This is a genomic window from Embleya sp. NBC_00888 (assembly GCF_045207655.1).
Taxonomy (GTDB): domain Bacteria; phylum Actinomycetota; class Actinomycetes; order Streptomycetales; family Streptomycetaceae; genus Embleya.
This window is the reverse complement of sequence record NZ_CP108784.1, coordinates 4,372,178-4,398,090: the sequence shown is the minus strand read 5'-3', so window position 1 is coordinate 4,398,090 and position 25,913 is coordinate 4,372,178. Positions and strand designations below refer to the sequence as shown.

At 72.1% G+C, this 25,913-nt stretch carries 23 protein-coding genes; 12 read left to right on the top strand and 11 right to left on the bottom strand.

The features are described from left to right. The first annotated feature begins 222 nt into the window (after positions 1–222). Genes OG948_RS18330 through OG948_RS18320 form a run of 3 tightly spaced genes read left to right on the top strand, consistent with a single transcriptional unit; the run spans position 223 to position 2,575 of the window. Positions 223–465 (top strand): hypothetical protein, encoded by a 243-nt coding sequence (locus OG948_RS18330; protein WP_406297583.1) that lies wholly within the window; start codon positions 223–225, stop codon positions 463–465. Beyond that, a complete protein-coding gene (locus tag OG948_RS18325) occupies positions 465–2,096 on the top strand; it encodes an alpha/beta hydrolase (RefSeq protein WP_406297582.1) in 1,632 nt (543 codons plus the stop codon). Before OG948_RS18330 ends, OG948_RS18325 begins: the two co-directional genes overlap by 1 nt. Next, complete coding sequence (locus tag OG948_RS18320; protein ID WP_406297581.1) at positions 2,093–2,575, top strand: hypothetical protein; 483 nt, start codon at positions 2,093–2,095, stop codon at positions 2,573–2,575. The genes OG948_RS18325 and OG948_RS18320 overlap by 4 nt, the downstream gene beginning before the upstream one ends. Here OG948_RS18320 and OG948_RS18315 read toward each other — a convergent pair. Beyond that, positions 2,550–4,616 (bottom strand): FGLLP motif-containing membrane protein, encoded by a 2,067-nt coding sequence (locus OG948_RS18315; RefSeq protein ID WP_406297580.1) that lies wholly within the window; start codon positions 4,614–4,616, stop codon positions 2,550–2,552. The two genes, OG948_RS18320 and OG948_RS18315, sit on opposite strands and share 26 nt — an antisense overlap. A gap of 117 nt (positions 4,617–4,733) precedes the next feature. Then, positions 4,734–5,486 (bottom strand): TetR/AcrR family transcriptional regulator, encoded by a 753-nt coding sequence (locus OG948_RS18310; protein WP_406297579.1) that lies wholly within the window; start codon positions 5,484–5,486, stop codon positions 4,734–4,736. 174 nt (positions 5,487–5,660) lie between these two features. Between OG948_RS18310 and OG948_RS18305 the strand changes: the two genes are divergently transcribed. The 4 genes from OG948_RS18305 to OG948_RS18290 all read left to right on the top strand — a co-directional run bounded on the left by OG948_RS18305 (position 5,661) and on the right by OG948_RS18290 (position 9,861). Further along, positions 5,661–6,665 (top strand): ATP-binding cassette domain-containing protein, encoded by a 1,005-nt coding sequence (locus OG948_RS18305; protein WP_406297578.1) that lies wholly within the window; start codon positions 5,661–5,663, stop codon positions 6,663–6,665. Continuing rightward, positions 6,662–7,489, top strand: coding sequence for an ABC transporter permease (locus OG948_RS18300; protein ID WP_406297577.1), 828 nt, complete (start codon positions 6,662–6,664; stop codon positions 7,487–7,489). The genes OG948_RS18305 and OG948_RS18300 overlap by 4 nt, the downstream gene beginning before the upstream one ends. Before the next feature lie 162 nt (positions 7,490–7,651). Further along, positions 7,652–8,140, top strand: coding sequence for a MarR family winged helix-turn-helix transcriptional regulator (locus OG948_RS18295; protein ID WP_406297576.1), 489 nt, complete (start codon positions 7,652–7,654; stop codon positions 8,138–8,140). A 209-nt stretch (positions 8,141–8,349) separates the two neighbouring features. Beyond that, entirely contained in the window at positions 8,350–9,861 is a 1,512-nt protein-coding gene (locus OG948_RS18290) for a DHA2 family efflux MFS transporter permease subunit (protein WP_406300286.1), read from the top strand. Positions 9,862–9,969: 108 nt separating this feature from the next. Here OG948_RS18290 and OG948_RS18285 read toward each other — a convergent pair whose 3' ends face one another. Next, positions 9,970–10,377 carry a winged helix-turn-helix transcriptional regulator gene (locus tag OG948_RS18285; protein WP_406297575.1) on the bottom strand — a complete coding sequence of 136 codons (408 nt, stop codon included), beginning with the start codon at positions 10,375–10,377 and terminating at the stop codon, positions 9,970–9,972. A 65-nt stretch (positions 10,378–10,442) separates the two neighbouring features. On the opposite strand from OG948_RS18285, the gene OG948_RS18280 reads away from it, so the two are divergent. Then, on the top strand, positions 10,443–11,384 hold the full coding sequence (locus OG948_RS18280; protein WP_406297574.1) for an NADP-dependent oxidoreductase: 942 nt from the start codon (positions 10,443–10,445) through the stop codon (positions 11,382–11,384). A gap of 188 nt (positions 11,385–11,572) precedes the next feature. Here OG948_RS18280 and OG948_RS18275 read toward each other — a convergent pair whose 3' ends face one another. The 7 genes from OG948_RS18275 to OG948_RS18245 all read right to left on the bottom strand — a co-directional run bounded on the left by OG948_RS18275 (position 11,573) and on the right by OG948_RS18245 (position 19,363). Beyond that, positions 11,573–11,998 (bottom strand): hypothetical protein, encoded by a 426-nt coding sequence (locus OG948_RS18275; RefSeq protein WP_395867599.1) that lies wholly within the window; start codon positions 11,996–11,998, stop codon positions 11,573–11,575. A 5-nt stretch (positions 11,999–12,003) separates the two neighbouring features. Next, positions 12,004–13,269: an iron uptake transporter deferrochelatase/peroxidase subunit gene (efeB, locus tag OG948_RS18270; RefSeq protein WP_406300285.1), complete on the bottom strand. Its 1,266-nt coding sequence runs from the start codon at positions 13,267–13,269 to the stop codon at positions 12,004–12,006. Between the two features lie 1,136 nt (positions 13,270–14,405). Continuing rightward, positions 14,406–16,220 carry a copper resistance protein CopC gene (locus tag OG948_RS18265; protein ID WP_406297573.1) on the bottom strand — a complete coding sequence of 605 codons (1,815 nt, stop codon included), beginning with the start codon at positions 16,218–16,220 and terminating at the stop codon, positions 14,406–14,408. Continuing rightward, a complete protein-coding gene (locus OG948_RS18260) occupies positions 16,207–16,860 on the bottom strand; it encodes a copper chaperone PCu(A)C (protein ID WP_406297572.1) in 654 nt (217 codons plus the stop codon). Before OG948_RS18260 ends, OG948_RS18265 begins: the two co-directional genes overlap by 14 nt. Further along, a complete protein-coding gene (locus tag OG948_RS18255; RefSeq protein ID WP_406297571.1) occupies positions 16,857–17,576 on the bottom strand; it encodes an SCO family protein in 720 nt (239 codons plus the stop codon). The genes OG948_RS18260 and OG948_RS18255 overlap by 4 nt, the downstream gene beginning before the upstream one ends. Positions 17,577–17,741: 165 nt before the next feature. Continuing rightward, positions 17,742–18,491, bottom strand: coding sequence for a YcnI family protein (locus OG948_RS18250; protein ID WP_406297570.1), 750 nt, complete (start codon positions 18,489–18,491; stop codon positions 17,742–17,744). Positions 18,492–18,610: 119 nt separating this feature from the next. Then, the gene (locus OG948_RS18245) at positions 18,611–19,363 is read right to left on the bottom strand and encodes a hypothetical protein (RefSeq protein ID WP_406297569.1); all 753 of its coding nucleotides are present in this window, start codon (positions 19,361–19,363) and stop codon (positions 18,611–18,613) included. A 262-nt stretch (positions 19,364–19,625) separates the two neighbouring features. Here OG948_RS18245 and OG948_RS18240 point away from each other — a divergent pair, with 262 nt between their 5' ends. The 4 genes from OG948_RS18240 (at position 19,626) to OG948_RS18225 (ending at position 24,459) form a co-directional block, all read left to right on the top strand. Next, on the top strand, positions 19,626–20,066 hold the full coding sequence (locus OG948_RS18240; RefSeq protein ID WP_406297568.1) for an ATP-binding protein: 441 nt from the start codon (positions 19,626–19,628) through the stop codon (positions 20,064–20,066). An 80-nt stretch (positions 20,067–20,146) separates the two neighbouring features. Then, positions 20,147–20,932, top strand: coding sequence for a nickel pincer cofactor biosynthesis protein LarB (larB, locus tag OG948_RS18235; protein ID WP_395867583.1), 786 nt, complete (start codon positions 20,147–20,149; stop codon positions 20,930–20,932). Between the two features lie 122 nt (positions 20,933–21,054). After that, positions 21,055–22,248 carry a nickel pincer cofactor biosynthesis protein LarC gene (gene larC / locus OG948_RS18230; protein WP_406297567.1) on the top strand — a complete coding sequence of 398 codons (1,194 nt, stop codon included), beginning with the start codon at positions 21,055–21,057 and terminating at the stop codon, positions 22,246–22,248. Between the two features lie 81 nt (positions 22,249–22,329). Next, positions 22,330–24,459 carry a hypothetical protein gene (locus tag OG948_RS18225; RefSeq protein WP_406297566.1) on the top strand — a complete coding sequence of 710 codons (2,130 nt, stop codon included), beginning with the start codon at positions 22,330–22,332 and terminating at the stop codon, positions 24,457–24,459. On the opposite strand, the gene OG948_RS18220 is transcribed toward OG948_RS18225, so the two are convergent. Next, entirely contained in the window at positions 24,392–25,867 is a 1,476-nt protein-coding gene (locus OG948_RS18220; RefSeq protein WP_406297565.1) for a hypothetical protein, read from the bottom strand. The genes OG948_RS18225 and OG948_RS18220 overlap by 68 nt on opposite strands. Positions 25,868–25,913: the final 46 nt, after the last annotated feature.

The window sequence follows — 25,913 nt, the reverse complement described above, 5'->3', positions numbered from 1 at the left end:
GAGCGGTAGGCGGTCGGGTTACGCGCCGGTTGGTGAGTCTGTTCGCCCTCGGGGGATTCGCAGGGCTCGGCGACGGAGTGACGGCTTTCGGTAGGTATCGTTTGATTGCATTGAGTGATCAGGCAACCACTGGGAGGGGTTTTGGCTGGTGGCGGCGGTGAGGGTGGGGGCGGCTCGGCGCGGATTCGGGTCGAGACGGGGGCGTTGCGGCAAGGAGCCACGGTGGCTCGGGAGGTGGCGGGAGCACTGCGGCGGGCGGCCGGGGGGCCGAGTGCGGGGGTCTCGGGGTGTCCGGGGTTCGCGGTCGCGGGGGCGGCCGGGGCGCTGACGGTGGCGTGGGCGGATCATCTGCGGGCGCTCGGCGACGGGTACGGCGGGGCCGGCGACGTGTTGTGGACGAACGCCGACGCGCACGATCGCACCGATCAGGCGGTCGCGGGTGCGTTCGCCGAGGCGCGGCGCTGATGGTGACGCTGGCTCAACTGCGCGACGCCGCGTTGGGCGGGCTGGACCGTGCGGTGGTCGAGTGGACCGACCTGGCGGCCGCGTTGGACGGGTTGGTCGGGCGGGCGACTACAGGGGTGGGCGGGCCGCTGCGAGCTTCGCGTTGGGAGGGTGCGGACGCGGATGCCGCGGCACGGGGGTTGGCCGCGCGTGGTGAGCAGGTGATGGTGGCGGCGCAGGAGGCCCGGTGCGTGCTCACCGTCCTGGACACGGCGGCCGACCAACTCCGGAACGCGCAGCGCGATTTGTGGGCGGGATTGGCGGAGGCGGCGGCTGCGGGATTCACCGTGTTCGAGGACGGGCGGATGGAGCCGGCCGATCCGACGCACCGTGCCGACGTGGCGATGATCTCGCGGCGGCACGAGTTGGAGCAGCTCCTGGCCGCGCCGGTCCGGAAGGCGACCGAGGTCGACACGCACTGCGCGGAGACGCTGGCCCGGCTGTATCCGACGGGGACGGCCGACTGGGCGGACACGGCCGCCGACGGCACGTGCGTGATGGCGTTGGCGGGCTTGGACCTCGCCACGATCCCGAGGGGCGATCCGGTCGCGGCGGCCAAGTGGTGGGCGGGGCTGAATCCTTCGGAGCGGGCGATGTATCTGGCCGGCTATCCGGCGGTGCTGGGGGCGATGGACGGGTTGCCGACGGAGATCCGGGACCGCGCCAATCGGGTCGCGCTGGCCGAGGCGAAGGCCGCGCTCATCGCCGAACTTGCCGCCGCGCGTGCCAAGCGGGACGCGGCGGGCCGCACCGACGACGCGAAGTGGCGCCTTCGGGTCACGGCGCTCAAGGAACGCCTGGCGGCGATCGAGGGTTTGGAGGCGACGTTGCGCTCGGGCGACGACCTCTACCTGATGGGCTTCAGCGCCAAGGGCGACGGCCGCGCAATCGTCGCCATCGGCAACCCCGACACAGCCGCCCACACAGCGGTCTACGTCCCGGGGACGGGAGCGAGTCTCGCGAAAGTTGGCAAGGACGTCCAGAGGGTACGACGTTTGTTGATTGCGACGGAACGCTATACGAAGCCAGGAGAGGTGAGTGCAATTGCCTGGCTTTCATATGACGCGCCCGACACCCTTGTCCATGCCCTGTCGTCGTCCGATGCCGAGGCTGGTGCCTCGAAGCTCAAGTATTTTCTGCGAGGCGTCGGGGTCGCGCAGGGAGTTTCCTCTCAGCGCCATATCACGGTGATCGGCCACAGCTACGGTTCAGTTGTGATTGGAGAAGCCGCGAAATCCAACGGAGGCATTTATGCGCGAGACATTATTGTGGCAGGCAGTCCGGGAACGCATGTTTCAAAGGCTGGGGATCTAAATTTGCCTGGCAATCATGTTTGGGTGACCTTGGCTGAAGGTGATCCCGTGTCGACTCTCGGATCCGGAGCACATGCTCCGGCCGTCAAGGAAAAGGGTATTTGGAATCGCGTAACACCGGACGATCGGTCATTCGGTGCCAATCGTATGAGCGCCGAGGGTGCTCACGGGCATAGCGAATATTGGGACGGTGAGCACCCCGACAGCCTTGATAATCAGGCAGCTGTGATTGCTGGGCGATATGAGGAGGTTAATCTGCTGTGGGGAAGTCGTCCTTGAGGCTTGTGGCGAGCGGGGTTCTGACCGTTTTGGTCGTCCTGTCGGGATGTGGTCAAGGCGTGGAGAGTGAATATCGCGCGGCTGGCCGTGCGGATGTGAATAATCGAATCGACCAGTACTCAAGCCGCGTCTTTGATGCTCTGCAAGTCAAGATTGCGCCCGGCTTGAATGAAGGTCGAATCCCTCGTGAATGTCCGGCTGGTGGTGCCGGTGTTTATGGACTGGATCACTTTTGGCAGGTTGATTACCTTGGGTCGGCCGAGATCGGGCTCGCCGTTGCACGTCTGCACGATTATCTCAAACTGGAAGGTTGGCATATTGATCGATACGAAACGCCGCCAGCAGTTCCGAGCTCAGTAGTCAGCGCAAGAAACCCGAAGGACGGGTACGTGGTCTGGGCAAAAGGCATCCAAGACCAGAACCGCGTTGCGGTGCAGGTGTCTTCTCCTTGCGTCAAGGTTGCGGAGGGTGGTTCGTAGGAGGCCGCAGGCGGAAGATGGCCCAGAAAGTGATTGATGCGAGTGCGGCGGTGGCGAAGAGGATCGTGGAGCGGAGCCACATGTCTCGGGTGAGGCCGTCGGCGGCGCCCGCGGGGTCGAGGAGGGCCAGGACGAACAGGAACAGGGCCAAGGCGTAGATCGCCGCCCAGGCCCAGCGGTTCCATTGCCACAGGGCATGGCCGTCCATGAAGCGCATCGGCAGCAGGCCGAAGACCAGGCCGACCACCGCCGCCACGAAGCACTGGGTGAGCACGTCCTCGGCGAAGACCCAGCCGAAGGGCGCGCCGTCCGACTCGTTCAGGACGTGGGTCACCGGGATGCGCCACACCCACGCGACCACCGCGAGGCCCGCCAGGGACCAGGAGCCGAGGGCTATCGCGCGGCCCTCGTCCGAGGGAGCCAGTCGGCGCAGGCCGGCCGAGGTGAAGGCGAGGAACAGGCCGTACACATAGCCCGGCGTCAGATGCAGCAGCCGCGACGCCACGGCCAGCACCAGGGCGACGCCCAGCGCTCCCGGAACCAGCCGAGGCAGGGCCCGGATGCGGGAGACACGCCTTCGGTAGGCCTCCGCCGAACCCTCGTACACCAGCACGCCGAGCGGAACCGCCGCCATTAATGCCAGCGCGAGCGCGGCGGTGCCCGCGTTCCAGCCCGTGCCGGGTTCGACCGCGACGCAGAACGCGGCCGAGAGCAGCACGAAGACGAGCACCTGCAACTCGGGCATGCGCGGCTGCGATCGCGGGCGCGCGGCCCCCGGGCGCAGTCGGCGTCGGATCCGAAGCCGGTTCTGCTCCCACGTCTTGTTGAACAGCTCGGCCGAGAAGCCCAGCACCGGAAGCGCCACCACCGCCGTCGCGCCGGCCAGCACCACCGGCCGGGGCTCGTCGAACAGCGCGCTCGGGCTCGGCAGGTTCACCGCCGCCTCGGACCGCTCCGAGACCGCGCTCGTCCCGGCCGCGCCCAGCACCGCGACCCGTACCGAGAAGTCACCGTCGTAGCCCACGCCAGTCGTGCACGCGACGGTCAACATCCCTTCCCCGCCCGGCAGTTCGCGCGGTACCCGAATCTCGCTCGCGAATCGCCCGTCGGCGGCCACCGGCACCGTCCCCAGCACGGTGCCGCCATGACGCACCGTCAGCGTCCCGGCCCCGCCGTCGACCGGCCGACCGCACGTGACGAACCCGCTGCCCTCGACGCGCAACGGCCGACCGGCCGTCGGCTGCTTGGGCGTCAGCGTCAATTCCGGCCGGGCGACCTGGAAGTCGGCGCGCTGGACGACCCCGTTGTCCGGCATGCCCGCGCCCTGCGCGAAGCAGGTCACGGTGATCGGGCGTGGGCCGCGATCGGGTCCGTCCGGCACGATGAAGCGCTGGGCCTCGGCACCGGCGCCCGAGATGCTGAGCTTGGCGAGGTCGCGTCCACCCCACGTCACGCGTGCGTCGTCGCTCGCGTTCGCGTCCCCGCAGCGCAGGTCGGTCCACAGGGTGACCTCGGTGCCGGGCACGCCGGTGGCCGGCTCCAGCACGAGGTGCCTGGCGCGCAGGTCGGCCGGTGGGGTGCGGGTCTCCTCGGGTCGGAACGCGTTGATCTCGATCGCCGTCTCCGCGAGGGCCTTCTCCTGCCCCGGACAGCGCACCGCGATCCGGTTCACCGGCCGGTCCGTGCTCGCTGCCCCGTTCGAGCTGTAGGTCGGGGCGAGCATCGTGTGCCGGAACGCGATCGAGTCCCCGTGCGCGGTGTCCACCGGCAGGTCGGCCGCGAGCAGGTCGAGGTACTCCCCGGAGCTGCCGCCGTTGGCCGACAGGAGGTAGACGTCCACCTTGTTCGTCGGGCAGCCGGTCAGCCCGGATCCTCGGATCGCCACGGAATCCCCCGGCCGCACCGGGCCGGGTGTCACGCTCACCGTGGCGCCCGTGGCGCCGGCGGCCGAAGTCCCGAACGCGAGGGGCGCCAGGGTCAGGGCCACCGCCCCGATTCCCATGCCGAGCGCGGCCCGCATCCGCAGCAGTGTCCTGTTCATGGTCCCCGTTCCCCGTAGCCGAGCACCGATGATGATGCCGGCGATTCCGCTTTCGTGACCCCTTGTCCGCCAGGTCCACAATTCCTGGGGCAGGTGCGGTACGGGTGCGGATCGGGTTCAGGAGCGGCGGTCGACGAACGTCTCCAGGCCGTCGAGCAACAGGCGCAGGCCGAACTCGAACACCGCCTCGCCGTCCTGGGTGAAGCTGTCCTCGGTGAGCGCGGCCAACCTCGGGTAGCGCCCGCTCGTCATCGCCGCGTTCAACAGGGGAGCCTGCGCGGCCCAGAACTGTTCGTCGCTGACCCCGGTGCGCTGCGCCGCGTGCACGGTGTTGAAGTGGGTGCGCGCCATGCCGCTCACATAACCGCCGTCGATGATCGACAGGACGGTCATCTTCTCCCGGTCGGACAGCGCCGCGTCGCCGATCGCGGCCAGCGTCAGCTCCAGGGCCTCGAGCGAGTTGGGCCCCAGTACCGGCCTCGCCTGATCGACGCCGAGCAGCCACGGGTGGCGGTTGTACATCTGCCAGATGCCGCGCGCGACCTGCTCCAGGGCGCCGCGCCAGCCGAGTTCGGGGGGAAACTCGGCGTCGCCCGGCGCGTTGACCTTGTCGACCATCAGGTCGAGCAGTTCGGCCTTGCCCGGGACGTAGCGGTAGAGCGACATCGTGCCGGACCCGATCTCGGTGGCCACGCGTCGCATCGACACCGCGTCCAGCCCCTCGGCGTCCGCGACGGCGATCGCGGCGGTGACGATCCGGTCCAGGGTCAGCGCCGGTTTGGGGCCTCGGGCCGGTTTCCGGTCCATGCCCCACAACAGTTCGAGGCTGCGCGCGAGATCGCCGCCGCCGGTGTGGTCGGTGCTCGTCATGGTGCCCCCATCGTAGGAGCCCGCCTCGGCGCCCCCACCGGTATGCCGGTCGCCCGGCGCCCGCGCACAACCGATCCAGGACAACTGGGTACGCCGTACGCGCAATCGGGTACGGTGTACTCGGTTTGAAGGAGGCCGATGAGAACGTCGATGAGAACGCCGACGGAAACGCGGATGGAAACCACGAGCCACGCGGTCCTCGCCGAGGGCCTGACCAAGCGCTACGGCACCACCCACGCGCTCGACGACTTCGACCTGACCGTGCCCCGAGGCACCGTCCAGGGGCTGCTCGGGCCCAACGGCGCGGGCAAGACCACGGCGGTTCGGATCCTGTCCACGCTGCTGCGACCGGACGGCGGTCGGGCCCTGGTCGCGGGCCACGACGTGACCGGAGATCCCCGTCGGGTGCGCCGGCACATCGGACTGGTCGGTCAGTACGCGGCGGTCGACGAGAAGGTGACCGGGCGGCACAACCTGATCCTGTTCGGGCGCCTGTTCCACCTGGACAAGCGCGGTGCGGCCCGTCGCGCCGACGAGCTGCTGGAGCGGTTCGGCCTGGTCGAGGCGGCCGACCGGAGCGTCAAGCAGTACAGCGGCGGCATGCGCCGGCGGCTCGACCTGGCCGCGAGCATGATCCTGGCGCCCGACGTGCTCTTCCTGGACGAGCCGACCACCGGACTCGACCCGCGCGGGCGCAACGAGGTCTGGGAGGCGGTGCGCTCGTTGCTCGCGGGCGGTACGGCGGTGCTGCTGACCACGCAATACCTGGACGAGGCGGACAAATTGGCGGATCGCATCGCGGTGCTCGATCGCGGGCGCAAGATCGCCGACGACACCCCGGATCGGCTCAAGCGCGAACTGGGCGGCGACCGGATCGAGATCGTCGCGCGGGACGCGGTCGACCTGGCACGCGTGGCCGCGGTGGTGGCCCGCGTGGCCGAGTCGGGCACCGAACCGGTGCTCGATCCCGAGGATCGGCGGGTGACCGCCCCGGTCGGCGATCGGGTCGCGGCGCTCACCCACGCCGCCCGGGCCTGCCAGGACGAGGGGATCACGATCGAGGACATCGGCGTACGCCGGCCGACCCTTGACGAGGTCTTCCTCGGGCTGACCGGCCACCGCGCGCACGAGCCGGAGCAGGCCGGGAACGAATCCGCGAAGGAGGCGGTGCGCCGATGAGCGCGACCATCGCGGGAACGGTGGAGGCTCCCGAACGCCGGCTGTACTGGGCGATCGCGGACTGTCTGACCGTCGTGCGCAACGAGATGGTGCACATCGCTCGGCAACCGAGCATGCTGGCCTGGCAGTTGGGCTTCCCGATCGTGTCCGTGCTGCTGTTCGTGTACGTCTTCGGCAGTGCCATGGACGTGGGCGGATCGATCGATTACAAGGACTACGCGCTGCCCGGCATGTTCGCGATGACCATGGCCCAGGGGTTCATGAACACCGCGACGGTCGTCGCGGTCACCCGGCAACTCGGCGTGATGGACCGGTATCGCTCGATGCCGATGGCGCCTTCGGCGGTGGTCAGCGGGCGCGGGGTGGCCGACGTGCTCGGCGCGAGTCTCGACCTCGCGGTGCTCGCGTCGATCGCGCTCGTCGTCGGATGGCGACCGGACGGCACCCTGTTGGAGATCCTGGCCGCATTCGGGCTGCTGTTGCTGCTGCGGTTCGCGCTGACCTGGGTCGGTGTCTACCTGGGGCTGCTGGTGCCCAACGCGGAGGCGGCGGGCAGCCTGTTCGCGGTGGCCCTGCCCTTCGGGATGATCTCCAGCGTCTTCACGCCGCCGTCGATGATGCCGCAGTGGCTGGGCACGGTGGCGATGTGGAACCCGGTCTCCTCCACCGCGAACACGATCCGCGACCTGTTCGGCAGTCCGGCTCCGCACGGGGGGAACTGGATCGAGGAACACGCGTTGCCGATGGCGGTGGTCTGGCCGCTGGTGATCACCGCGATCTTCCTGCCGCTCGCGGTGCGCAAGTTCCAGGCCCTCGGCCGCTGATCGACGAAGACCGGCCGCGATCTCCTCGCGGCCGGTTCGGTCGGCGGGGTCGGATCCGTCGGCGGGGTCGGTCCGATCGGTCGGGCGCGCGCCCATCCGATCCCGGCCATAGGTCTACTACGGAACAATCTATTGGCTTACCTATCTTGTTACGCTGACCGCATGACTACCGAGAGCCTGGCCCCGACCGTCCTGGACATGACCGGCATGTTCGTGCACGCCGGCCACGTGATGAACACCCGAATGGCCGCCGCCCTCGCGGCGATCGACGTCACGCCGCGCAGCTTCTGCGTCCTCTCGCACGCGATCGACCGGGATCTGACCCAGGCCCAGGTGGCCGAGCTCTCCGACCTGGACAAGACCACGATGGTCGTGACCATGGACGAGCTGGAGCGGGCCGGGCTGGCCGAGCGGCGGCCCGCGCCGACCGACCGGCGGGCGCGGATCATCGTGGTCACCGAGGCCGGGCGCGACCTGGTCCGGGCCGGGCGCGGGATCGTCGACGGCGTGCATCGCGAGGTGCTGGAGACGCTGCCCGAGGACGAGCGCGCGGTGTTCGTCTCCGCGCTGGCGCGTCTGGTCGGCGGTGTGCTCGCCAAGCCGGTCGAGTCCGAGGCGACGGTACGGCGGGCCCGGACGTCGAAGCGGTAGTTGCGGGTCGCCTCTCGGACGGCCGGCGGCAGGCGGCGGGGAGCGAGCAGCGGGCGGCGGGCCGCGGATACGATCGATCGAGATGAGTCCGTGGCAGATGGGTTTCAAAAAGAAGAGTCCGAAAGAGATCGTCTACAACAAAACTATCTGCTAACGTCTCTCCTGTGAGTCGGCCGTCCGCCGACCGGTCGTCCAGGGAGATGAGCAGCATGTCGCGCACGTTCGCCACACCGGAATCGACGGACAGGTCACGCTGGTCGGCGCTCGCGGTGCTGTGCGCCGGGGTGCTGATGGTCGTCCTCGACGGCACGATCGTCACGGTGGCGCTGCCCGCCATCCAGAGCGACCTGGGCTTCTCCCAGTCGGGCCTGGCCTGGGTGGTCAACGCGTACGGGATCGCCTTCGGTGGCCTGCTGCTCCTGGCCGGCCGGCTCGGCGACCTGATCGGGCGGCGCCGGATGTTCATCGCGGGCATGGTCGTCTTCACCGCCGCGTCGGTGCTGTGCGGCGTGGCGACCGGGCCGGAACTGCTGATCGCCGCCCGCTTCCTGCAGGGCATCGGCGGCGCGATGTCCTCGGCCGTGGCGATCGGCATGATCGTCACGCTCTTCCCGGACCCTCGGGAACGGGCCAAGGCGATCGGTGCGTTCAGCTTCGTCGGCGCGGCCGGAGCGTCGATCGGGCTCGTGCTCGGCGGGTTGCTCACCCAGACGTTCACGTGGCACTGGATCTTCTTCGTCAACGTGCCGATCGGCGTCGCGGCCACCGCGCTCGCGTTCCGCCTGCTGGTCGCCGACCGGGGTCTGGGCCGGTCGGCGGGCGCGGACCTGTGGGGCGCGCTGCTGATCACGTCCGGCCTGATGCTGCTCGTCTACACGATCGTCGAGGCCGACGCACACGGCTGGGCCTCGGCGCGCACACTCGGCATGGGCGCGGTGTCACTCCTGCTGATCGCCGGTTTCGTGGTCCGCCAGGCGAAGGCCCGGACGCCGCTGCTGCCGCTGCGGGTGTTCCGGTCGGCGCGGGTGTCCGGGGCCAACGCGATCCAGATGTTGATGGTCGGCGCGCTGTTCGCCTTCCAGTTGATGATCGCGCTCTACCTCCAGCACGTGCTCGGCTACGGCGCGGCCCGGACCGGCGTCGCGATGTTGCCGTCGGCGGTGGTGATCGGGATCGTCACACTCGGCTACTCGGCGCGGATCAACGCCCGGTTCGGCGAGCGCAACGTCGTGGTCGCGGGCCTGGCCCTGCTGCTGGTCGGGCTGCTGTTCCTGGCCCGGGTGCCGGCGGACGGCACGTACCTCACCGACGTGTTGCCCGCGATGTTGCTGCTGACCGGCTTCGGTCTGGCCATCCCGGCGCTCACCACGCTGGGCATGTCCGGGGCCACCGCCGAGGACGCCGGGGTGGTCGGCGGTCTGTTCAACACCACCCAGCAGGTCGGCGGCGCGCTCGGGCTGGCCGTACTGAACACGCTCTCCAGCGCCAAGGCGGAACGGCTGGTGGCCGAGGGCACCTCCACGCCCGAGGCGCTGACCGGCGGGTACACCCTCGCCTTCGGCATCGGCGCCGGTCTGATCGCCGCCGCGATCGTGCTCACCCTGCTGGTGCTGCGCTCGCCGAGGCGGGAGTCGATCGTGGTCACCGAAGGCACCGAAGGACCGGGCGGCACGGGAAGCGTGGAAACGGCTCCGGCCGAGCCGACGGTATCCGCACGCTGAACGGAGCCGGTACAAAACCCCACCCCGAACACGCGAGGGCCCCGCGTCGCCACCGCGACCGGGGCCCTCGGCACGACCGCAGCCTGTCGCACCCGCGCGCGGCGCCCGTCAGACCGCCTCCGGTCGGTTCGCCGTCGCCTCGGCGTAGGCCAGTTGCGCGGCCTCGATCTCGTCGATGTGGCTCTCGGACCAGGTCCGGATCTCGCTCATCAAGCCGCTCACGCTGGTCCCGAGTTCGGTCAGCGAGTACTCCACCTGGGGCGGGACCGTGGCGTAGACCTTGCGGCGGACCAGGCCGTTGCGTTCGAGGTCGCGCAGGGTCTGGGTGAGCATCTTCTTGGTGATCCCGCCGAGCCGGCGGCGCAGTTCCGCGTAGCGCAGGGTCTGCGGGTGGAGGGCGCCGACGACGAGGGCCACCCACTTGTTCGCGATCAGGTCGAGGACCGCCCGGGAGGCGCAGTCGGCGAGATAGACGTCGGCGCCACCGTAAGGGCGCAGGTCGGGAGGGGTATGCATAAGGTACCCAGGTACCAGGAAGGTGCCTTCTTCACAATGGTTACCGGGGCCACGATGCTTTCCGCATGACGAAGAACATGATCACTGTGCATCAGGACACGCTCGGCGGCCCGGAGGTTCTCCGGGTGATCGAGACCGCGATACCCACACCCGGACCGGGTGAGGTACTGGTCGAAGTGCGCGCCGCGGGGGTCAACCCCATCGACACCAAGATCCGCGCCGGCGGGATGTGGCTGACGCCGCCGTTCACGCTCGGGTGGGACGTCTCCGGCGTGGTCGCGGGCGTCGGCGCGGGCGTCTCCCGGCTCACCGTCGGCGACGAGGTCCACGGGATTCCCGGCTTCCCGCAACTCGCCGGTGGATACGCGGAGTTCGTAGTGGCCGCGGAGTCCTCCTTCGCGCTCAAGCCGAGCACACTCGACCACGTGCGGGCCGCCGCCCTGCCGGTGTCCGCCTCGATCGCGTGGCAGGCCCTGGTCGAGGCGGCGCAGGTGCGACCGGGGCAGCGTGTGCTGATCCACGCGGCGGCGGGCGGCGTCGGGCACCTGGCGGTACAGATCGCCAAGTCCCGGGGCGCGTACGTGATCGGCACGGCGAGCGCGGCCAAGCACGACCTGCTGCGCGAGTTGGGCGCGGACGAGGTCGTGGACTACACCACGACCGACTTCGCGGAGACGGTACGCGACGTCGATGTCGTGTTCGACCTGATCGGCGGCGAGTACGAGGACCGCTCGCTGCGTACCCTCCGCCCCGGCGGCATCCTGATCAACATCACCAACCCGCCCGCGGCCGAGGCCACTGCGGCCAAGGCCGAGGCGGCCGGCGTGCGCGGCATCACCGTCGACCTGGCGCCGAACCCGGAACGGCTGGCCCTGCTGGCCGAGGCGGTGGACGCGGGCCTGCTGCGCCCGGTCGTCGCCGAGACCTTCCCGCTCGTCGAGGTGGTCAAGGCACACGAGGTGGCCGAGACGAACCGCATCGCCGGCAAGATCGTGCTGATCCCCTGAGCCGGCCCGGAACCCCGCGCCGCCCGGAGAGCCCCGCGCGTCCCGGAAAACCCCGGCCCGACCCGGAAGACCGGGCGCCCGGCCGGGCGGATCCTCGACACTCCGAGACCGGAACCCCCGCCCCACGGCGGCGAAGCCGGGTACCCGTGCCGAACGGCCGGGATACCCGGCTTCGACCGGTGCGTGTCCTACTCGGTGATCTCGATCGTGCCCGCCATGCCGGTGCCCACGTGATACATGCAGTTGAAGGTGTACGAGCCGGGCCGGCCGAAGCTCAGCTTGATGTCCTGGGACTTGCCGCCCTCGGACGGCGCGACCGGAGCACCGCCGGGCAGGATCATCTGGTGCGGGGTGATCCCGGTGTCCGCGAGGGTGATCACCAGCGGGCCGGTCCGGGCGCGGATCACCGACGGCGAGAAGCGCAGCTTGTCGTCCACCCGCAGCTCGATCCGCTGCACCCCGTCACTGCCCAGGGCCGCGACGCCCTCGGACGCCGCCGCGGTCGCCTCGGCCTCGCTCATGTACGAACCCGGGCCGCCCTCCGCGCCCCAACTCCCGCAGCCGGTGAGCAGCAACGGCAGGGCCGCGGCCCCGACCAACCATCGACGGCGCATCGGACTCAGCCCTCCAACAGGGATTGACCGACATACCCGCCCGGGGCGCACCCCGGCGGGATCACGAACAGCCCGCTCGCCTCGTGCCGCAAAAACGGGGACAACGCGTCGCCGCGGGCCAGCTTGCGCTGGATCGGCACGAAGCCGTCGTCCGGGTCGTGCTGCCACGCCACGAACAGCAGCCCGGCGTCCGGCGCGCCGTCCGTACCGAACCCGTCGTGGTAGGAGTAGCCGCGCCGCAACATCGTCGAGCCGCGATTGAACTCCGGTGCCGCGACGCGCATGTGGGCGTTCGCGGTGATCACCAACTCGCCGTCGGGACCCCGCTTGCCGAAGTCCGCGGCGCTGTGCTCGCCGCCGCCGGACAGCGGCGCGCCGGTGTCCTTGGTCCGGCCGATCACCCGCTCCTGATGCGCCTTGTCCAGGCCGTCCCACGCGTCCAGCAACATCCGGATCCGGCGGAAGACCACGTAGGTACCACCGGTCAGCCAGCCCTGGTCGGGGCCGGCCGCGGCGGTGACGAAGATCTTCTCGTCGAACTTCGGGTCGGCCGGCTTCGGATTGTTGGTGCCGTCGATCTGGCCCATCAGGTTCCGGTGCGTCATCGGCTTGGCGGTGGCACCCGGCGACCGGGCGAAGCCGTTCATCTGCCAGCGGATCCGGGCCACGCCCTTGGCCAGCCGCTGGAGCGTGCGGACCGCGCCGAAGGTGACCAGCCCGTCGTCCGCGCACACCTGGACGAACAGGTCGCCGTCGCCGCGGGCCGGATCCAGCGCGTCGTCCGGGAACGGCGGCAGCGGCTTGAGCGCGGCGGGCCGCCGTGCGGCCAGGCCCACCTTGTCGAACAGGCCGGCGCCGAAGCCGAAGGTGACCGTCAACGAACAGGCCCCGGCGTCCGCCGCGACCCGGTCGTCGTCCGCCACCGGCCGGCCCGAGGTCAGCCGTGCGGCCGCGTCCGACCAGCGCCGCATCAGCGCGGCGACCGCGGCCCGGTCCGCGCCCGGTTCCAGGTCCCAGCCCAGGAAGACGGCCTTGGCCTGGGCCGGGGTGGTGATGCCGGCCTGGGTCTTCCCGTGGAAGGGCACGCTGGTCGAGCCGACGTGGGCCAGCGTCGGGCCGGAGGCGGTCGAGTCGTCCGCGAACGCGACCGCGCCGCCGGTCGCGCCGACCACCAGGCCGCCCGCGCCGGCGGCTCCCGCGACACCGACGAACCGGCGGCGCGAGACGGCCGAATCGGCGCTCGCTCGATCGGAGGATTCAGGGCTGCTCATCACGTCGTCCCTCGCAGGTTCCACCGGCTCGTGCGCGCCGTTCGCGCCGCGCTCGCCGTTTGTCACACACACCACTTCCGCGGCCTCGGCGGTCGCCGCCGCCGGGTACGGTCCCCGTCGCACCACCACGACCAGCGCGAGCGCCGCGCCGAGGCCGGCGCCGAGCACCAGCACGGTCAGCGCCCGGTCCAGCGCCAGCCCGCCCACGAATGGCGACGACGAGCGCCACAACACCGGCAGGTCGTACCCGGCCACCCGCAGCGCCAGCACGCCGAGCGCCGGCGCGGCCAACCACGCGCCGCCCACCCGGCGTCGGACCAGCAGCGCCGCGCCCGCGAACGCCACCGCCCCGGAAAGCAGTTGGAGCAGATTGCCGGCGAAGAACGCACCCGCCCAGGCACCGAATCCGCCGGCCCGGGCCGCGGCGACCAGGGCCAGGTGCAACACGCTCGCCGCCGCGACCACGCCCGCGAGCACGCCGTACCCGATCAGTGCCCGGCGGCGGACCGGCGGCAGCCACACCACGGCGAACACCAGCACCGCGAGCCCGATCGAGCCCAGGATGCCCGGCCACGGACTGGGCCCGGGCAACCAGCGCAGTTCGCCGGTCGCGGCCAGCTCGCGCTCGCCGATCCGCATCGGCACGGTCCAGGTGGAGATCCGCTGCGCGCGGTCCGGATCGGCCATCACCCGCGGTGGCAGCCGCTGTTGCACGATCCAGTGCACACGCTGGTCGTACCAGCGGGCCACCGGCTCGGCGGAGATTCGGTGCCACTGCGGCGCGCCGGTCGGTTGCAGGTTCGACTTCTCGTCGACCGAGCCCCACCGCTCGCTGCTCAACTGCACGGCGGGGGACTGGCGGTTCTCGAACACCCCGCCCCGGCCGATCCGCAGGAACGGCTCGCTCATGTATCCGAGCACGACCACGTCCTGCGGACCGGTGTTGCGCACCTGCATCCGCGCACCGTTCTCGATCACCTCGACCGTCAGGCCCGGGTCGAGCTCGCGCGGCGAGGTCATCACGGTGTGGAAGTTGCTCGGCCCCTGACCGGACAACTCCTGCGCGAACGCGCTGCCCGCCGGGGCCAGGCAGGCCAGCACCCCGACGAACAGCAGCACGAGGCGGCGTACGTGCCTCACTTGACCTCCACGGGCACCGTCACGGTGATCCGGTCGACATCGGAGGTACGGATCGAGAAGGACAACTCCCAGCGGCCCGCCATCGGCAGCGACAGATCGCCGAGCCAGTGCCCGGGACCACCCCGACGCACCTGGACGTCCGCGCCGTCGATGCCCTTGCCCGGCAGCGCCATCGACACCGTCAACTCGGCGACGTCCCGGATCTGCCCGATCGGATCGGAGAAGTAGATGTGCAGCTCGTTGGGGCCGACCCGGGCCGGATCGACCGTGACGTCGAGCTTGCCCTTGCCCGCGGCGCCCCCGGCGTCGAACGGGACGCTGCGGCTGACCGGGCCCGCCGCCTCGGATTGTTTGCGCTCGTGCGCGGTGCGGCCCGGTTCGGTGTCGGTGAGCACCGTGGTGACGCCGAGCACCGCGATCGCCAGTGCCGCCTCGATCGCGACCGCCTTGCGCAGCACGGCCCACTTCGGCTTCCCGGCGGCGCTCTTGCCGATGGGCGACTTCCCGGTCGCCGCCAACTGTCGCATCAGCCAGCGCCGGGAGACCCAGGCACCGGCCAGCATCAGTAGCACCAGGTCGACCTTGAAGACCAGCAGCAGGCCGAACGTGGTGTCGAACAGCGCGGCGAAGGAACCCACCTGACGCCAGCTCGCGTACAGCCCCGTCGCCACCAGGACGCAGACCGAGACGAACGCGGTCCGGGAGAAGATCCGCACCGTCGGCACGTCCAGACCCGCCTCCGGCGCCGGCTCGCCCGGCCGCACGATCAGCGTGACCACGATCGCGAGCCCGCCCAGCCAGGTGGACATCGCGAGCAGGTGCAGCGTGTCCGCGGCCATCGCCACTTCCACCTGGCGGCCCACCGACGCGTGGTCCGCGATCGGCCAGGTGATCGCGATCGCGGTGCACAACACCGCCCAGACGCCGGCCAGTACGCGCCGGGTGCGATCGGCCGCGTGCGCGAGCGAGGCGATCAGCCAGCCGAGCAGTGCGCCGGCCGCGCCCAGCAGCAGCACCCGGGCCGCGATCGCCTTGCCCAGCTTGGTGTCCAGCGTCGCGCGCAGCACATCCGCGTCGAACGCCGAGGACAGGCCCAGACCGGACGCGTTCGGACCGTGCAACATCAGCACCGCGAGCGAGGACAGCAGCAGCCCGCCCCACGCGCCGGACAGCAGGAGCCAGACCCGGAACCGGCCGACCGCGGCGGGTCGGGCGATCAGCAGGAACAGCACCGCGCCGCCGAGCACCGCGAAGGACAGGTAGGCGACCCCGGTCGAGGCCCGCTCCAGCACGTCGGTCGCGGTGGAGCCCTGGTCGGTCAGGTCGGAGACCCGGACACCGCCGGAGGCCTGGCCGATGTTGAAGGTGAACGCGCCGGAGATTGGGTGCGAGTCGGCCGAGACCGCACGCCAGGCGACCGTGTAGGTACCGGTCGGCAGGCCGCCCCGCAGCGGGGTGACCACGCTGGTGTCGCCGTCCGGACCGTGCTTGGTCTGGTTGTTGTCCACCCGGGTGCCGCTCGGGTCGAACACCTTGACCCCGCCGAGCCCGATCTCCACGCCCTCGCTGAACCGGAGCGTGACCGTCGCGGGCGCGCTGGTCAGCGTCGAGCCGGACGCCGGGTTGGACGACTGGAGGACGGCGTGCGCGGACGCGGCCCCGGCTCCGCCGAGCACGAGCGCGGCGAGCAGCAGGGGCAGCGCGAGCAGCCAGGTGAGCGCGCGGCGGCCCACCCCGCCGGCGGCTCGGGCCGGGGACGGGGGCGGTGCCGGGACGGCGGCCGGGCGGCCGGCCGGGTCAGTGACCCGCATGGCCCGGTTGTTCGGCCGAGGGCGCGACCGCCGCGGGCGCGGCCGACGAGGCGGCCGGTGCCGGCGTGGTCGAGCCGGGTGCGGTCGACCCGGGCGACCCCGCGGCCGGGGCGTCTCCGGGACGTTCGGTCACCCCGAGCACGGGCACCTGTACGGTGACCGGCCCGGTCTGCTGGAAGGTCAGCGTGAGCGGCACGGTGTCGCCCTTCTTCACGGCCTTGTTCGGATTCATGAACATGATGTGGGCGCCGCCGCGCGCCAGCACGCCCTTGCCGTGCGCGGGCACGTCCAGACCCGGGATGTGCCGCATCGAGTTGCCGCTGGTCTGGTGCAGCATCACCTCGCCGGACAGCGGGCTGGCCACCGAGAGCAGCCGGTCGGCGGTGTCGCCGTCGTTCTGCACGACCAGATAGCCCGCCGCGACGTCCGTCGACGAGGGCTGCGGGATGTACGGGTCGACGATGCGCAACTTCGGCGTGCCCTTGGCGGCGCCCGCGTTCGCCGGCGCGGCGGCCTCGCGGTCGGCCGAGTCGGAGGACCCGGAGTCGGCGCAGGCCACCAGCACACCGCCGATCCCGAGCGCGAGCACGCCGCCGACGGCGAGTGGTACGGCCTTGCGGGGGAGGGGGAAGAGCTTCACTTCTTGGCGTCCTCGGGGTGGATCAGCAGCGGCAGGTCGTGGGCGAAGTCGTCGGAGGAGTTCCCGTTCGGGGTGCCGTCCGGCAGCAGTCCGCTGCTCGCGCTGTACATGACCGGCCCCTCGTTGTCGGGGGCGAAGGCGATCACCTGGGTGCCGTGGGTGCTCACCACCTTGCCGTCCGGACCGGTGGTCGGCGGCTCGATGGAGACCCCGACCTGGCGCGCGGCGGCCTGGATCTTGTCGAACGGGCCGGTCAGGCCGACGAAGGACTTGTCCAGCGAGTCGAGCCACTCGCGCAGCGCCGCCTGGGTGTCGCGTTCCGGGTCGGTGGTCACGAACACCACGTCCACGGTGGCCCGGTCCGGCGCGGGCAGCTTGCCCAGCGCGCGCACGATGTCGCCCATGACCGTGGGGCACGCGTCCGGGCAGTGCGTGTAGCCGAAGTACAGCAGCGTGGTGCGCCCGGCGGTCTTGGCCCGGAAGTCGTACGGCTGCCCGGAAGTGTCGGTCAGGGTGAGTTCCGGCTTGCTCCACGGCGGGTCGACGGCGATGCCCTTGTACTTCGAGTTCGCCTCGCGCACCTTCACCGGCGAACCGTTGTCGGACTTGTCGGAGTCACCGCACCCCGTGGCCAGGAGCAGCCCGGCCGCGACCAGCGCGGCGAGGCGGAGGCCGGTACGGCGGCCCCGGACCGGGGACTGCGTTGCGTTGCTCATCGTTCTCCAGGTCGTTGCTGCCGAGGGCTCGTGGCCGACGTGTTCGGCGTCGGCGCGGGCCCGGTGGCCCGGGCGGCCGGCACCGATCGATGCGGTGCCGGCGCCCGGGCCGGGAAGTTCACCCCGAGACCGTGGTGCGAGACCTCGGTCCGGGCGGACCGAGGATCAGGCGGAAGTGCCCCGACGCGACGCGCGCAGCACGGCGAACACGCCGGCGCCCAGGCCCAGCACGCCGACCACGATGCCGACCACGCCGAGCGTGCGAGCCGTCGAGTCGTCGCTCTTGTCCTCGGCGACCGCGGCGACGGACGCCTTGGCGTCGGTCGAGGGCGTGGCCGAGGCGGCGGCCGGCGTGGTGCCGGCACCCGCCTTGGCGATGAGCTTGAGCGTCGGCGCGGGGTACTGCGGCTCCTTGCCGTCCGCGCCGGCCAGGTCGATCCAGCGCACGACCTCGCCGCTGTCGTAGGTCTGCACGGCCTTGAAGACGAGCTTGTCGGTGTCGGTGGGCAGCTTGCCCATGGACACCTCGAAGTCCTCGAACGTGCCCGGGTTCACCCGGGTGCCGGCGTCCGCGGTCCAGGTGATCTTGGAGACCACCTCGGTCAGCGGCTTGCCGTGGTTGTCGATCGGCGTGGTCAGCTTGGTCTTCTCGACCTCGGCCTTCCAGCCCGTCATCGCCCGGGTCTGTACCGACGTGAGCGGCTTGTCGGCGGGCAGGGTGATCTCGAGCTTGGTGGTCCCCGCGTCGTCGCGCTCGTTGGGGACCCGGAAGGCGACCTTGGCGTACGAGCCCTGCTCGGCGGTGCCCGGCTGCACGCTCACGTGCGCGGAGGCCGAGCCGGCGAAGACGAGGATGCCGGCGCCGGCCGAGGCGGCTATCACGGACAGCCGGCGGCGCGTGGTGGTCATGGTCATGGGGTGTCTGCTCCATGGGTGATCCGGCCGAGGGCACACGGGGGCGGCCTCGGTCCGGGAGGGGACGGCAGGAGGGCGGACGCGCGCCACCGCCGATCCGACACCCGGTCGAGAGCGGATCAGCAGGCGAGCGCGTACTCCGCCGGCGGGCCGCGCCGGGTCACCGCGTGCCGAAGCAGCGTCCGGGGTGTCGTCAGGTCCGGCGCCGAGCCGGTCCGCCGGATGCCGCCCGGGGTCTCGACGACCGGGACGACCAGGGCGCGGAGCACCGCCAGCACCAACCGCAGCGGCGCCGCGGCCAGGCCGAGCAGGGCGAACAGCGCGGCCTCGCCGCGCCGCAGCCACCAGCCGGTGAGCAGGGCCGCCGCGAGGTGCGCGCACACCATGCCGGCGCCGCCGTCGAACAGCAGCGGGCCCGAGCCGCCCATGTGGTGGTGCCCGGCCGGCGGGTCCTGCGGGAACAGTGTCGGGTCCACCCGGGCGTTGCGGATGATCTGCTCGGGGGTCCAGCCGTTGGGCAGCAGGATGTGCCCGCTGGAGTCGCGCGGGCCGCACAGCAGTCGATCCAGCAGGGTGCTCGATCCCGAGCCGCCGGCCGCGGCCGAACGGTCGGGCGTCGCGGCGCCCGCCGCGGCGGCGGCGAACAGAGTGTGCAGCGCGAGTTGGGCCGCCGCGAGCAGCGTGGTGATCGCGGCGAAGGAGCGCTGTCGACCGGCTCCGGCGAAGGCCGAGACGAACACCGCGGCGAAGCCGGCGACGGGCGCCCACAGCGGCAGCGGCTCGGTCGACATCCACGCGTGACCGCATGCCGCGAGCGCGGCGCAGACCGCCGCGAAGACGGCGGCGCGCACGGCGCGGAAAGGTACGGACACGGCCTGCATGACGCCCCATCGTCTCATCGCGCGCGGGCCCGTCGTGTCCGGGGCCGGGAATGGCCGATGATCACGGCCGGCGACCCGGCACCGGCGGGGCGAGCACATGATGTCCCCACGATGCGGCCGAACGAATCGTCTTTACGGGGTATTGACGACCGATCAAGTGATGTGCGCATACAGGGACCAAGCGGCGGCAATAAAACCAGGTGTGTGATCCGCCGGATACAGCCGGACTCCCAGAGATGTCGAAAGGCCGCTCATGGACATGAGGTGGACTGTCCACCTGCCACGGGATACGGCGAGCGTGCCGATGGCGCGCCGGCTATTGGTCGGTGCGATGGAGACGGCGGGGGTGGACCGCGAGGTCGCGATGGAGATCGGCCTCGCATTGTCCGAGGCGTGCGCGAATGTGGTCGAGCACGCCCGGGGCGGGCCGTATTCGGAATATCAGATTCGCGCGGGCATCACCGGTGACTGTTGTCGGGTCGAGATCATCGACGGCGGCCCGGGCTTTCCGATGGACCGGCTGCGCGGCTCGGCGGTGAACGTCGGCCCGGGCGCGGAGAACGGTCGCGGGTTGATGCTGATCCGGGCGATGACCGACCACGTGCAACTGAGCAACCACCCCAGGCGCGGTGCGGTGCTGCGTTTCGAGAAGACGCTGCGTTGGCGCAAGGACGCGTTGGTCCCGGTCTCCTAGCCGGTTCGCGGGCGGCCCGGCGTCCGCCGCCAACTGCCGTGCCGGACGCGGTCGTTCCGGTGGAGGTTACGATCGGGGCAGTGGACCGGGCCGAGGTAAGGGAATTGCTCGACCGCGTCGCCGCCGGGGAGGCGGGCGTGGACGAGGCGCTCGACGACCTCGTGCGCGGGCCGACGGCGGGCTTCGCGGACCTGGGCTTCGCCCGGGTGGACACCCACCGGGCACTGCGCACCGGTGATCCCGAGGTGGTTTTCGCGGCCGGGAAGACCCCCGAACAGACCGTCGCGCTCTTCCGCCGGTTGCGCGAGGCGGGCGGACGGCCCGCGTTCGCCACCCGCGCCTCGGCCGCCGTGGTGGACGCGGTGCGCACGGCGTTCCCCGGCGAGGCGTACACCGACGACAGCGGCACGTGTGTCGCGGTGGGCACGCCGCCCACCCCACGCGGCCTGGTCCGGGTGGTCTCGGCGGGCACCTCGGACGCGGCGGTGGCGGGCGAGGCGGCGTTCACCGCGCGCCTGTTCGGCGCCGACGTGGAGCGGATCGAGGACGTGGGCGTGGCCGGCATCCATCGGCTGCTCGCGGTGCACGCCGAACTCGACGCGGCGGACTGTCTGATCGTGGTCGCGGGCATGGAGGGCGCGTTGCCCAGCGTGGTGGCGGGCCTGGTGTCGGTGCCGGTGCTCGCGGTGCCCACCAGCGTGGGCTACGGGGCGTCCTTCGGCGGGCTCGCGGCGCTGCTGGCGATGCTCAACTCGTGCGCGCCCGGGGTCGCGGTGGTCAACATCGACAACGGCTTCGGGGCGGGCGTGTTCGCGGCCCGGGTGGCGCGGTCGGTCGGGGCGGCGCGGAGCGCCGAGACCCGGTAGCCACGAACGCCGAAGCACACGGGAAGCCAAGTGCAAGAAAGCGGTCGCTTTCGGTCGCTTCGTCGGTTTCCCGGCGGGACCCGCGATCGGCTGCGACAGTGGCCGCGACGGGAGGTATCCGCTTGGCAATCGCATGGTTCCAGTGCCAGGCCGGTGCGAGCGGCGACATGCTGCTCGGGGCCCTGATCGACGCCGGCGCCCCGCTGGAGGCCGTCCAGCAAGCCGTCGACGCGGTGGGCGTCGAACCGATCCTGATCACCGCCGAACGCACCGACCGACACGGGATCGCCGCGACCCACGCCCGGGTCAAGACCGTGCACAGCCACGTGCACCGCACCTGGAACGACGTCCGTGACCTGCTCGATCGCGCCGACCTGGCGGAACCCGTGCACGCCCGCGCGCACGACGTGTTCGGTCGGCTCGCGCACGCCGAGGCCCGCGCGCACCGATGTCTGCCCGAGGAGGTGCACTTCCACGAGGTCGGCGCGCTGGACGCGATCGCCGACGTGGTCGGCACGTGTACCGCGCTGCACGCGCTGGGCGTCGAGGAGGCGGTCGGCTCGCCGGTCGCGCTCGGCAACGGCAGTGTGCGGGCCGCGCACGGCGTGCTGCCGGTACCGGTCCCGGCCGTGCTCGAACTGATGCGGGTGGCCGCCGCGCCGGTCTACGCGGGCCCGGCCCCGTACGAGATGTGCACCCCCACCGGCGCGGCCCTGCTCACGGCGGTGTGCCGGAGTTGGGGGCCGATGCCGGCCCTGCGGATCACCGCGGCCGGGACCGGCGCGGGCAGCCGGCGGGTCGAGGAGGTGCCCAACATCCTGCGGGTCGTGCTCGGCGAGCGGCACGAGGCGGAGCGCGTGCACCCGACCGGCGAGGACGTGCTGATCGAGACCAACGTGGACGATCTCGACCCGCGGCTGTGGCCGGCGGTGCTCGGCAAGCTCCTCGCGATCGGCGCGGGCGACGCGTGGCTGGTGCCGATCCTGATGAAGAAGGGGCGTCCCGCCCACACGCTGTGCGTCCTGGTCCCGGCGGACCGGGTGGACGCGGCGCTGCACACGGTGTTCCTGGAGACCTCGACGATAGGGGCGCGGATCGTTCCGGTGGCCAAGCGGGCGCTGGCCCGCGAGTTCGGCACGGTACGGGTGGAGGGCCTGCCGGTGCGGGTCAAGACCGCGATGTTCGAGGGCAGGGTGGTCAACGCCCAGCCGGAGTACGAGGACGTGGCCGCCGCGGCCGCGTCGCTGGGCCGACCGGTGAAGGTGGTGATGGGCGCCGCGACCGCGGCGGCGTACGCGGCGGGCCTGCTGCCCTGAACGTGCGGGCGGGCGCGGGCGCATAGCCTTGGGCGACCATCCGTCCCCGTGTAGGCCGCGTACGTCGAGGAGCAGGCACCCGTGATCGCACGTCCCCTCCGGTTGCTGCTCGCCGTGCTCACGGCGGTGCTCGCGCTCTCGGCGCTGCCCGGGTCGGCCGGCGCCGCGCCCGCTCGTCCGGCCGCCGCCGACCATGTCGTCCTGCTCGGGATACCCGGCCTGACCTGGGCCGACATCGACGCCGCCCGCACCCCGGGGCTGGCCGCGCTCGCCGGGCACGCGACCTCGGCGGCGATGTCGGTGCGCACCGTGCACCCGCGCGCGTGCCCGGTCGACGGGTGGCTCACCACCGGCTCGGGTGCCCGCTCGACGGATGCCCGGACCAGTGCCAAGAGCGCCGAGCCGTGTGCCGAGCCGCTGCCGCCGACCCTGGCCCCGGACGGCTCGGCGACGGTGCCGAACATGCGCGCGATCGTCAAGCGCAACGACTCGTTCGGCTACAACCCGAGGTACGGGCAACTCGCCGCCTCGGTCGCCGAGCACGGTGGGGTGGTCACCTCGGTCGGCCCCGGCGCGGCCTACGCGAGCGCCGACCCGACCGGCCGGGTGCGCGGCGCCTACCTGCCGGACCCGAACGCCGTGGACACCGCGCTGATCGAACGCTCCGCGCTGACCCTGGTCGACCTCGGCGGCCTGACCGGACCCGGTGTCGACCGCGCGGAGCGGCTGCGGGCGGTGGACGCGCAGGTGGCCCGGATCGGCGCCGCGCTGCCGCCGCGCACGCAACTCGTGGTGGCCGGCCTCGCCGACGACACCGGCACCCCGCACCTGCGCGCGCTGATGGCGAGCGGGCCGGGCACCGCGTCGGACACGACCTTCTCCTCCGGTTACCTGACCGCGACCTCGACCCGCGACGACGGTCTGGTCCAGCTCACCGACCTGGCCCCCAGCCTGCTCGCGCCGCTGGGCGTCGACGCGCCGAGCGAACTGGTCGGCGCGGTGTACACCCGGGCGCCCGGCCCCTCCGGGAGCACCGCGATCGACGAGTTGCGCCTGTTCGACGTGGGCGCGCAGGCATCGCGCACGGTGCGCGAGGTCTGGTACTTCTTCACCTGGCTCACCCTGCTGCCGATCGTGCTCGCGGCGCTCGCGCTGTGGCTCGCCGTGCGGCTCGGCCGCGGTGGCCGGACCCGGGCCCGGCGCGCGGTGATACGCGCCGCGGCCGGGATCGGGGTGTTCTTCGGGGCCGTTCCCGGCGGATCGTTCCTGGTCGGCCTGGTTCCGTGGGAGCAGGCCGGCGACCCGGCCTGGGCGCTGCTCGGGCTCACCGTGGTGTTCGCCGCGGTGCTCGCGGCCGTGGCCCTGCTCGGTCCTTGGCGACGGCACCCCTACGGCCCGGCCGGCGTGGTCGCCGCGGCCACCGCCGTGATCCTGGCCGGCGACGTCATGGCCGGCTCACCGCTGCAACTGAACACCCTGTTCGGGCTGTCCCCGCTGGTCGCGGGCCGGTTCTACGGCTTCGGCAACGTCGCCTGGACGATCTTCGCGATGGCCGTCCTGCTCGCCGTCGCGTGGCCGACCGGCCGGCTGCTCGCGGCCGACCGGCGGCGGGCGGCGGTCGCGGTGCTCGCGGCGGTGGGCGCGGTCGCGGTGGTGGCCGACGGCTGGCCCGCGTTCGGCAGCGACTTCGGTGGCGTACTCGCGCTGATCCCGGGCCTGGCGGTGCTCGGCCTGCTGCTCACCGGCACCCGGATCTCGTGGGCCAAGGTCGGCTTGGTCGGCCTGGGCGCGGTCGTGGTGATCGGCACCATCGCCGTGCTGGACTGGCGGCGCCCGGCGGCGAGCCGCTCGCACCTGGGTCGGTTCGTCCAGGAACTCGTCGACGGCGACGCCGGCGACACCCTGCACCGCAAGATCATGGGCAACCTGCACTCGTTCACCACGCCGTTCACGCTGATCATCCCGGTCGTGTTCGTGCTGCTCGTGCTCGCCCTGCGCGATCCCGCGAAGTGGCGGGCGCCCGCCCTGCAGCGATCCTTCGCGGCCGTGCCGTGGCTGCGTTCGACGCTGCTCGCGTGCTGGCTGACCGCGGTGGTCGGCTACGCGGTGAACGACTCCGGCATCCAGATCCCGGCGGTCGCGCTCACCATCGCCGCGCCGCTGGCGATCGCGGTGATCGCAGCCGCGGAGGCCCGCCCGCACGCCGACTGACCAGCACCACCGCGACCAGGATCGCCGCACCCGCCCACGGGCCGACGGTGCCGCGCAGGGTGCGCTGGAGGGTGTCCACCGCGTCCGGCAGCGGAACCACCCGGCCGGGAATGTACGCGCACACCAGGAGCGTGCTGCGGGCCAGCAGCAGCCCGTCGAGCGCGGACGGCGCGAGCAGCACGAGCGGCGCCCAGGCCGCGACGTCGTACCAGGGCAGGCTGTACGGCGTGGTCAGCAGCCAGGCCAGGGACAACAGCGCGGCCGCGGCGGCGCTCTCGCGCGTCACGTGGGCCATCGCCGCGGGCCGGGCCCGGGCGGCGGTGCGCGCCAGCAGCCACACCACCAGCGCGGCCAGCAGCCAGCCGAGCAGGCCGATCACGGTGCGGGCGCTGTCGTGCCCCAGGGCCGACTCCAGCGGCCCCAGCACCAGCCGCAGCGGCACCGCGAGGGAAACCAGCCTGCTGTTCTCGCGCACCTGATCGAACGCGCCGAGGCCGACCGGCAGATAGGTGGCGATCCCGACCACGAGCGCCGACCCGATCAGCGCGGCCGGCGCGCGCGGGCGACCGCGCAGGCCCCAGGCCAGCGCCAACACGTACAGGCCCAGCGAGATCTTCGCCGCGCAGGCCAGACCGACCAGGACGCCCGCGAGCGCGGGGGAGCGGCGTACCGCGAGCAGCGCGCCGACCGCGAACACCAGCGCGAACGCGTCCAGGTGGCCCGCGTTGACCGCCACGAACAGCAGCAGCGGATTGAGCGACCACAGGATCGCCACCCGGGCCCGGGCGCCCCGGTCCGGGCCGGCCGCGCGCTGGAGCAGCAGTCCGGTCAGCACGAACGCGGCCGCCCCGAACAGGGTCAGCACCAGCACGGTCGTGTGCACCGAGGTCCCGCCGATCCGGGCCGCGAGCCACTGCTGGGCGGTCGCCACCGGCCCGTACACGGACGGCACGTCCGTCCACGGCGCCTCGACCGCGACGCCGACCGGATCCCCGTCCCGCGCCAGCGTCGCGGCGGTGTCCCGGTAGGGGTCGCCGCCGGTGGCCGCCAGCCGGCCGTACGCCGCGTACACGAGGTGGTCGGCCGAGCCCATCGGCGGCACGCACACCACCGCGAGCGCGGCGAGCGCCCCGGCGAGGGTGAGCCGGCCCGGATCCGGCGCCCAGCCCCGGCGCAGTTCGCGCATCGCCACACCCAGTCCGAGCGCGCCCGACAGCGCCGCCGCGAGCAGCAGGGCGGTCACCACACCGGCGCCGGGCCGCACGTCGAGATGGTAGGGCGGCAGCCAGGACGGCCCACCCGGCACCGGCGGCTGCGCGGCCGAGGGCCCCAGCAGCCCGGTCAGCAGGAGCAACGCGATCGCCAGTGCCGTCAGGCCGAGCGCGACACACCCAAACGGGTGTTCCACGTGAAACATCGACGAGCGACGCTCCGCGCCGGGCCGTGCCGTCACC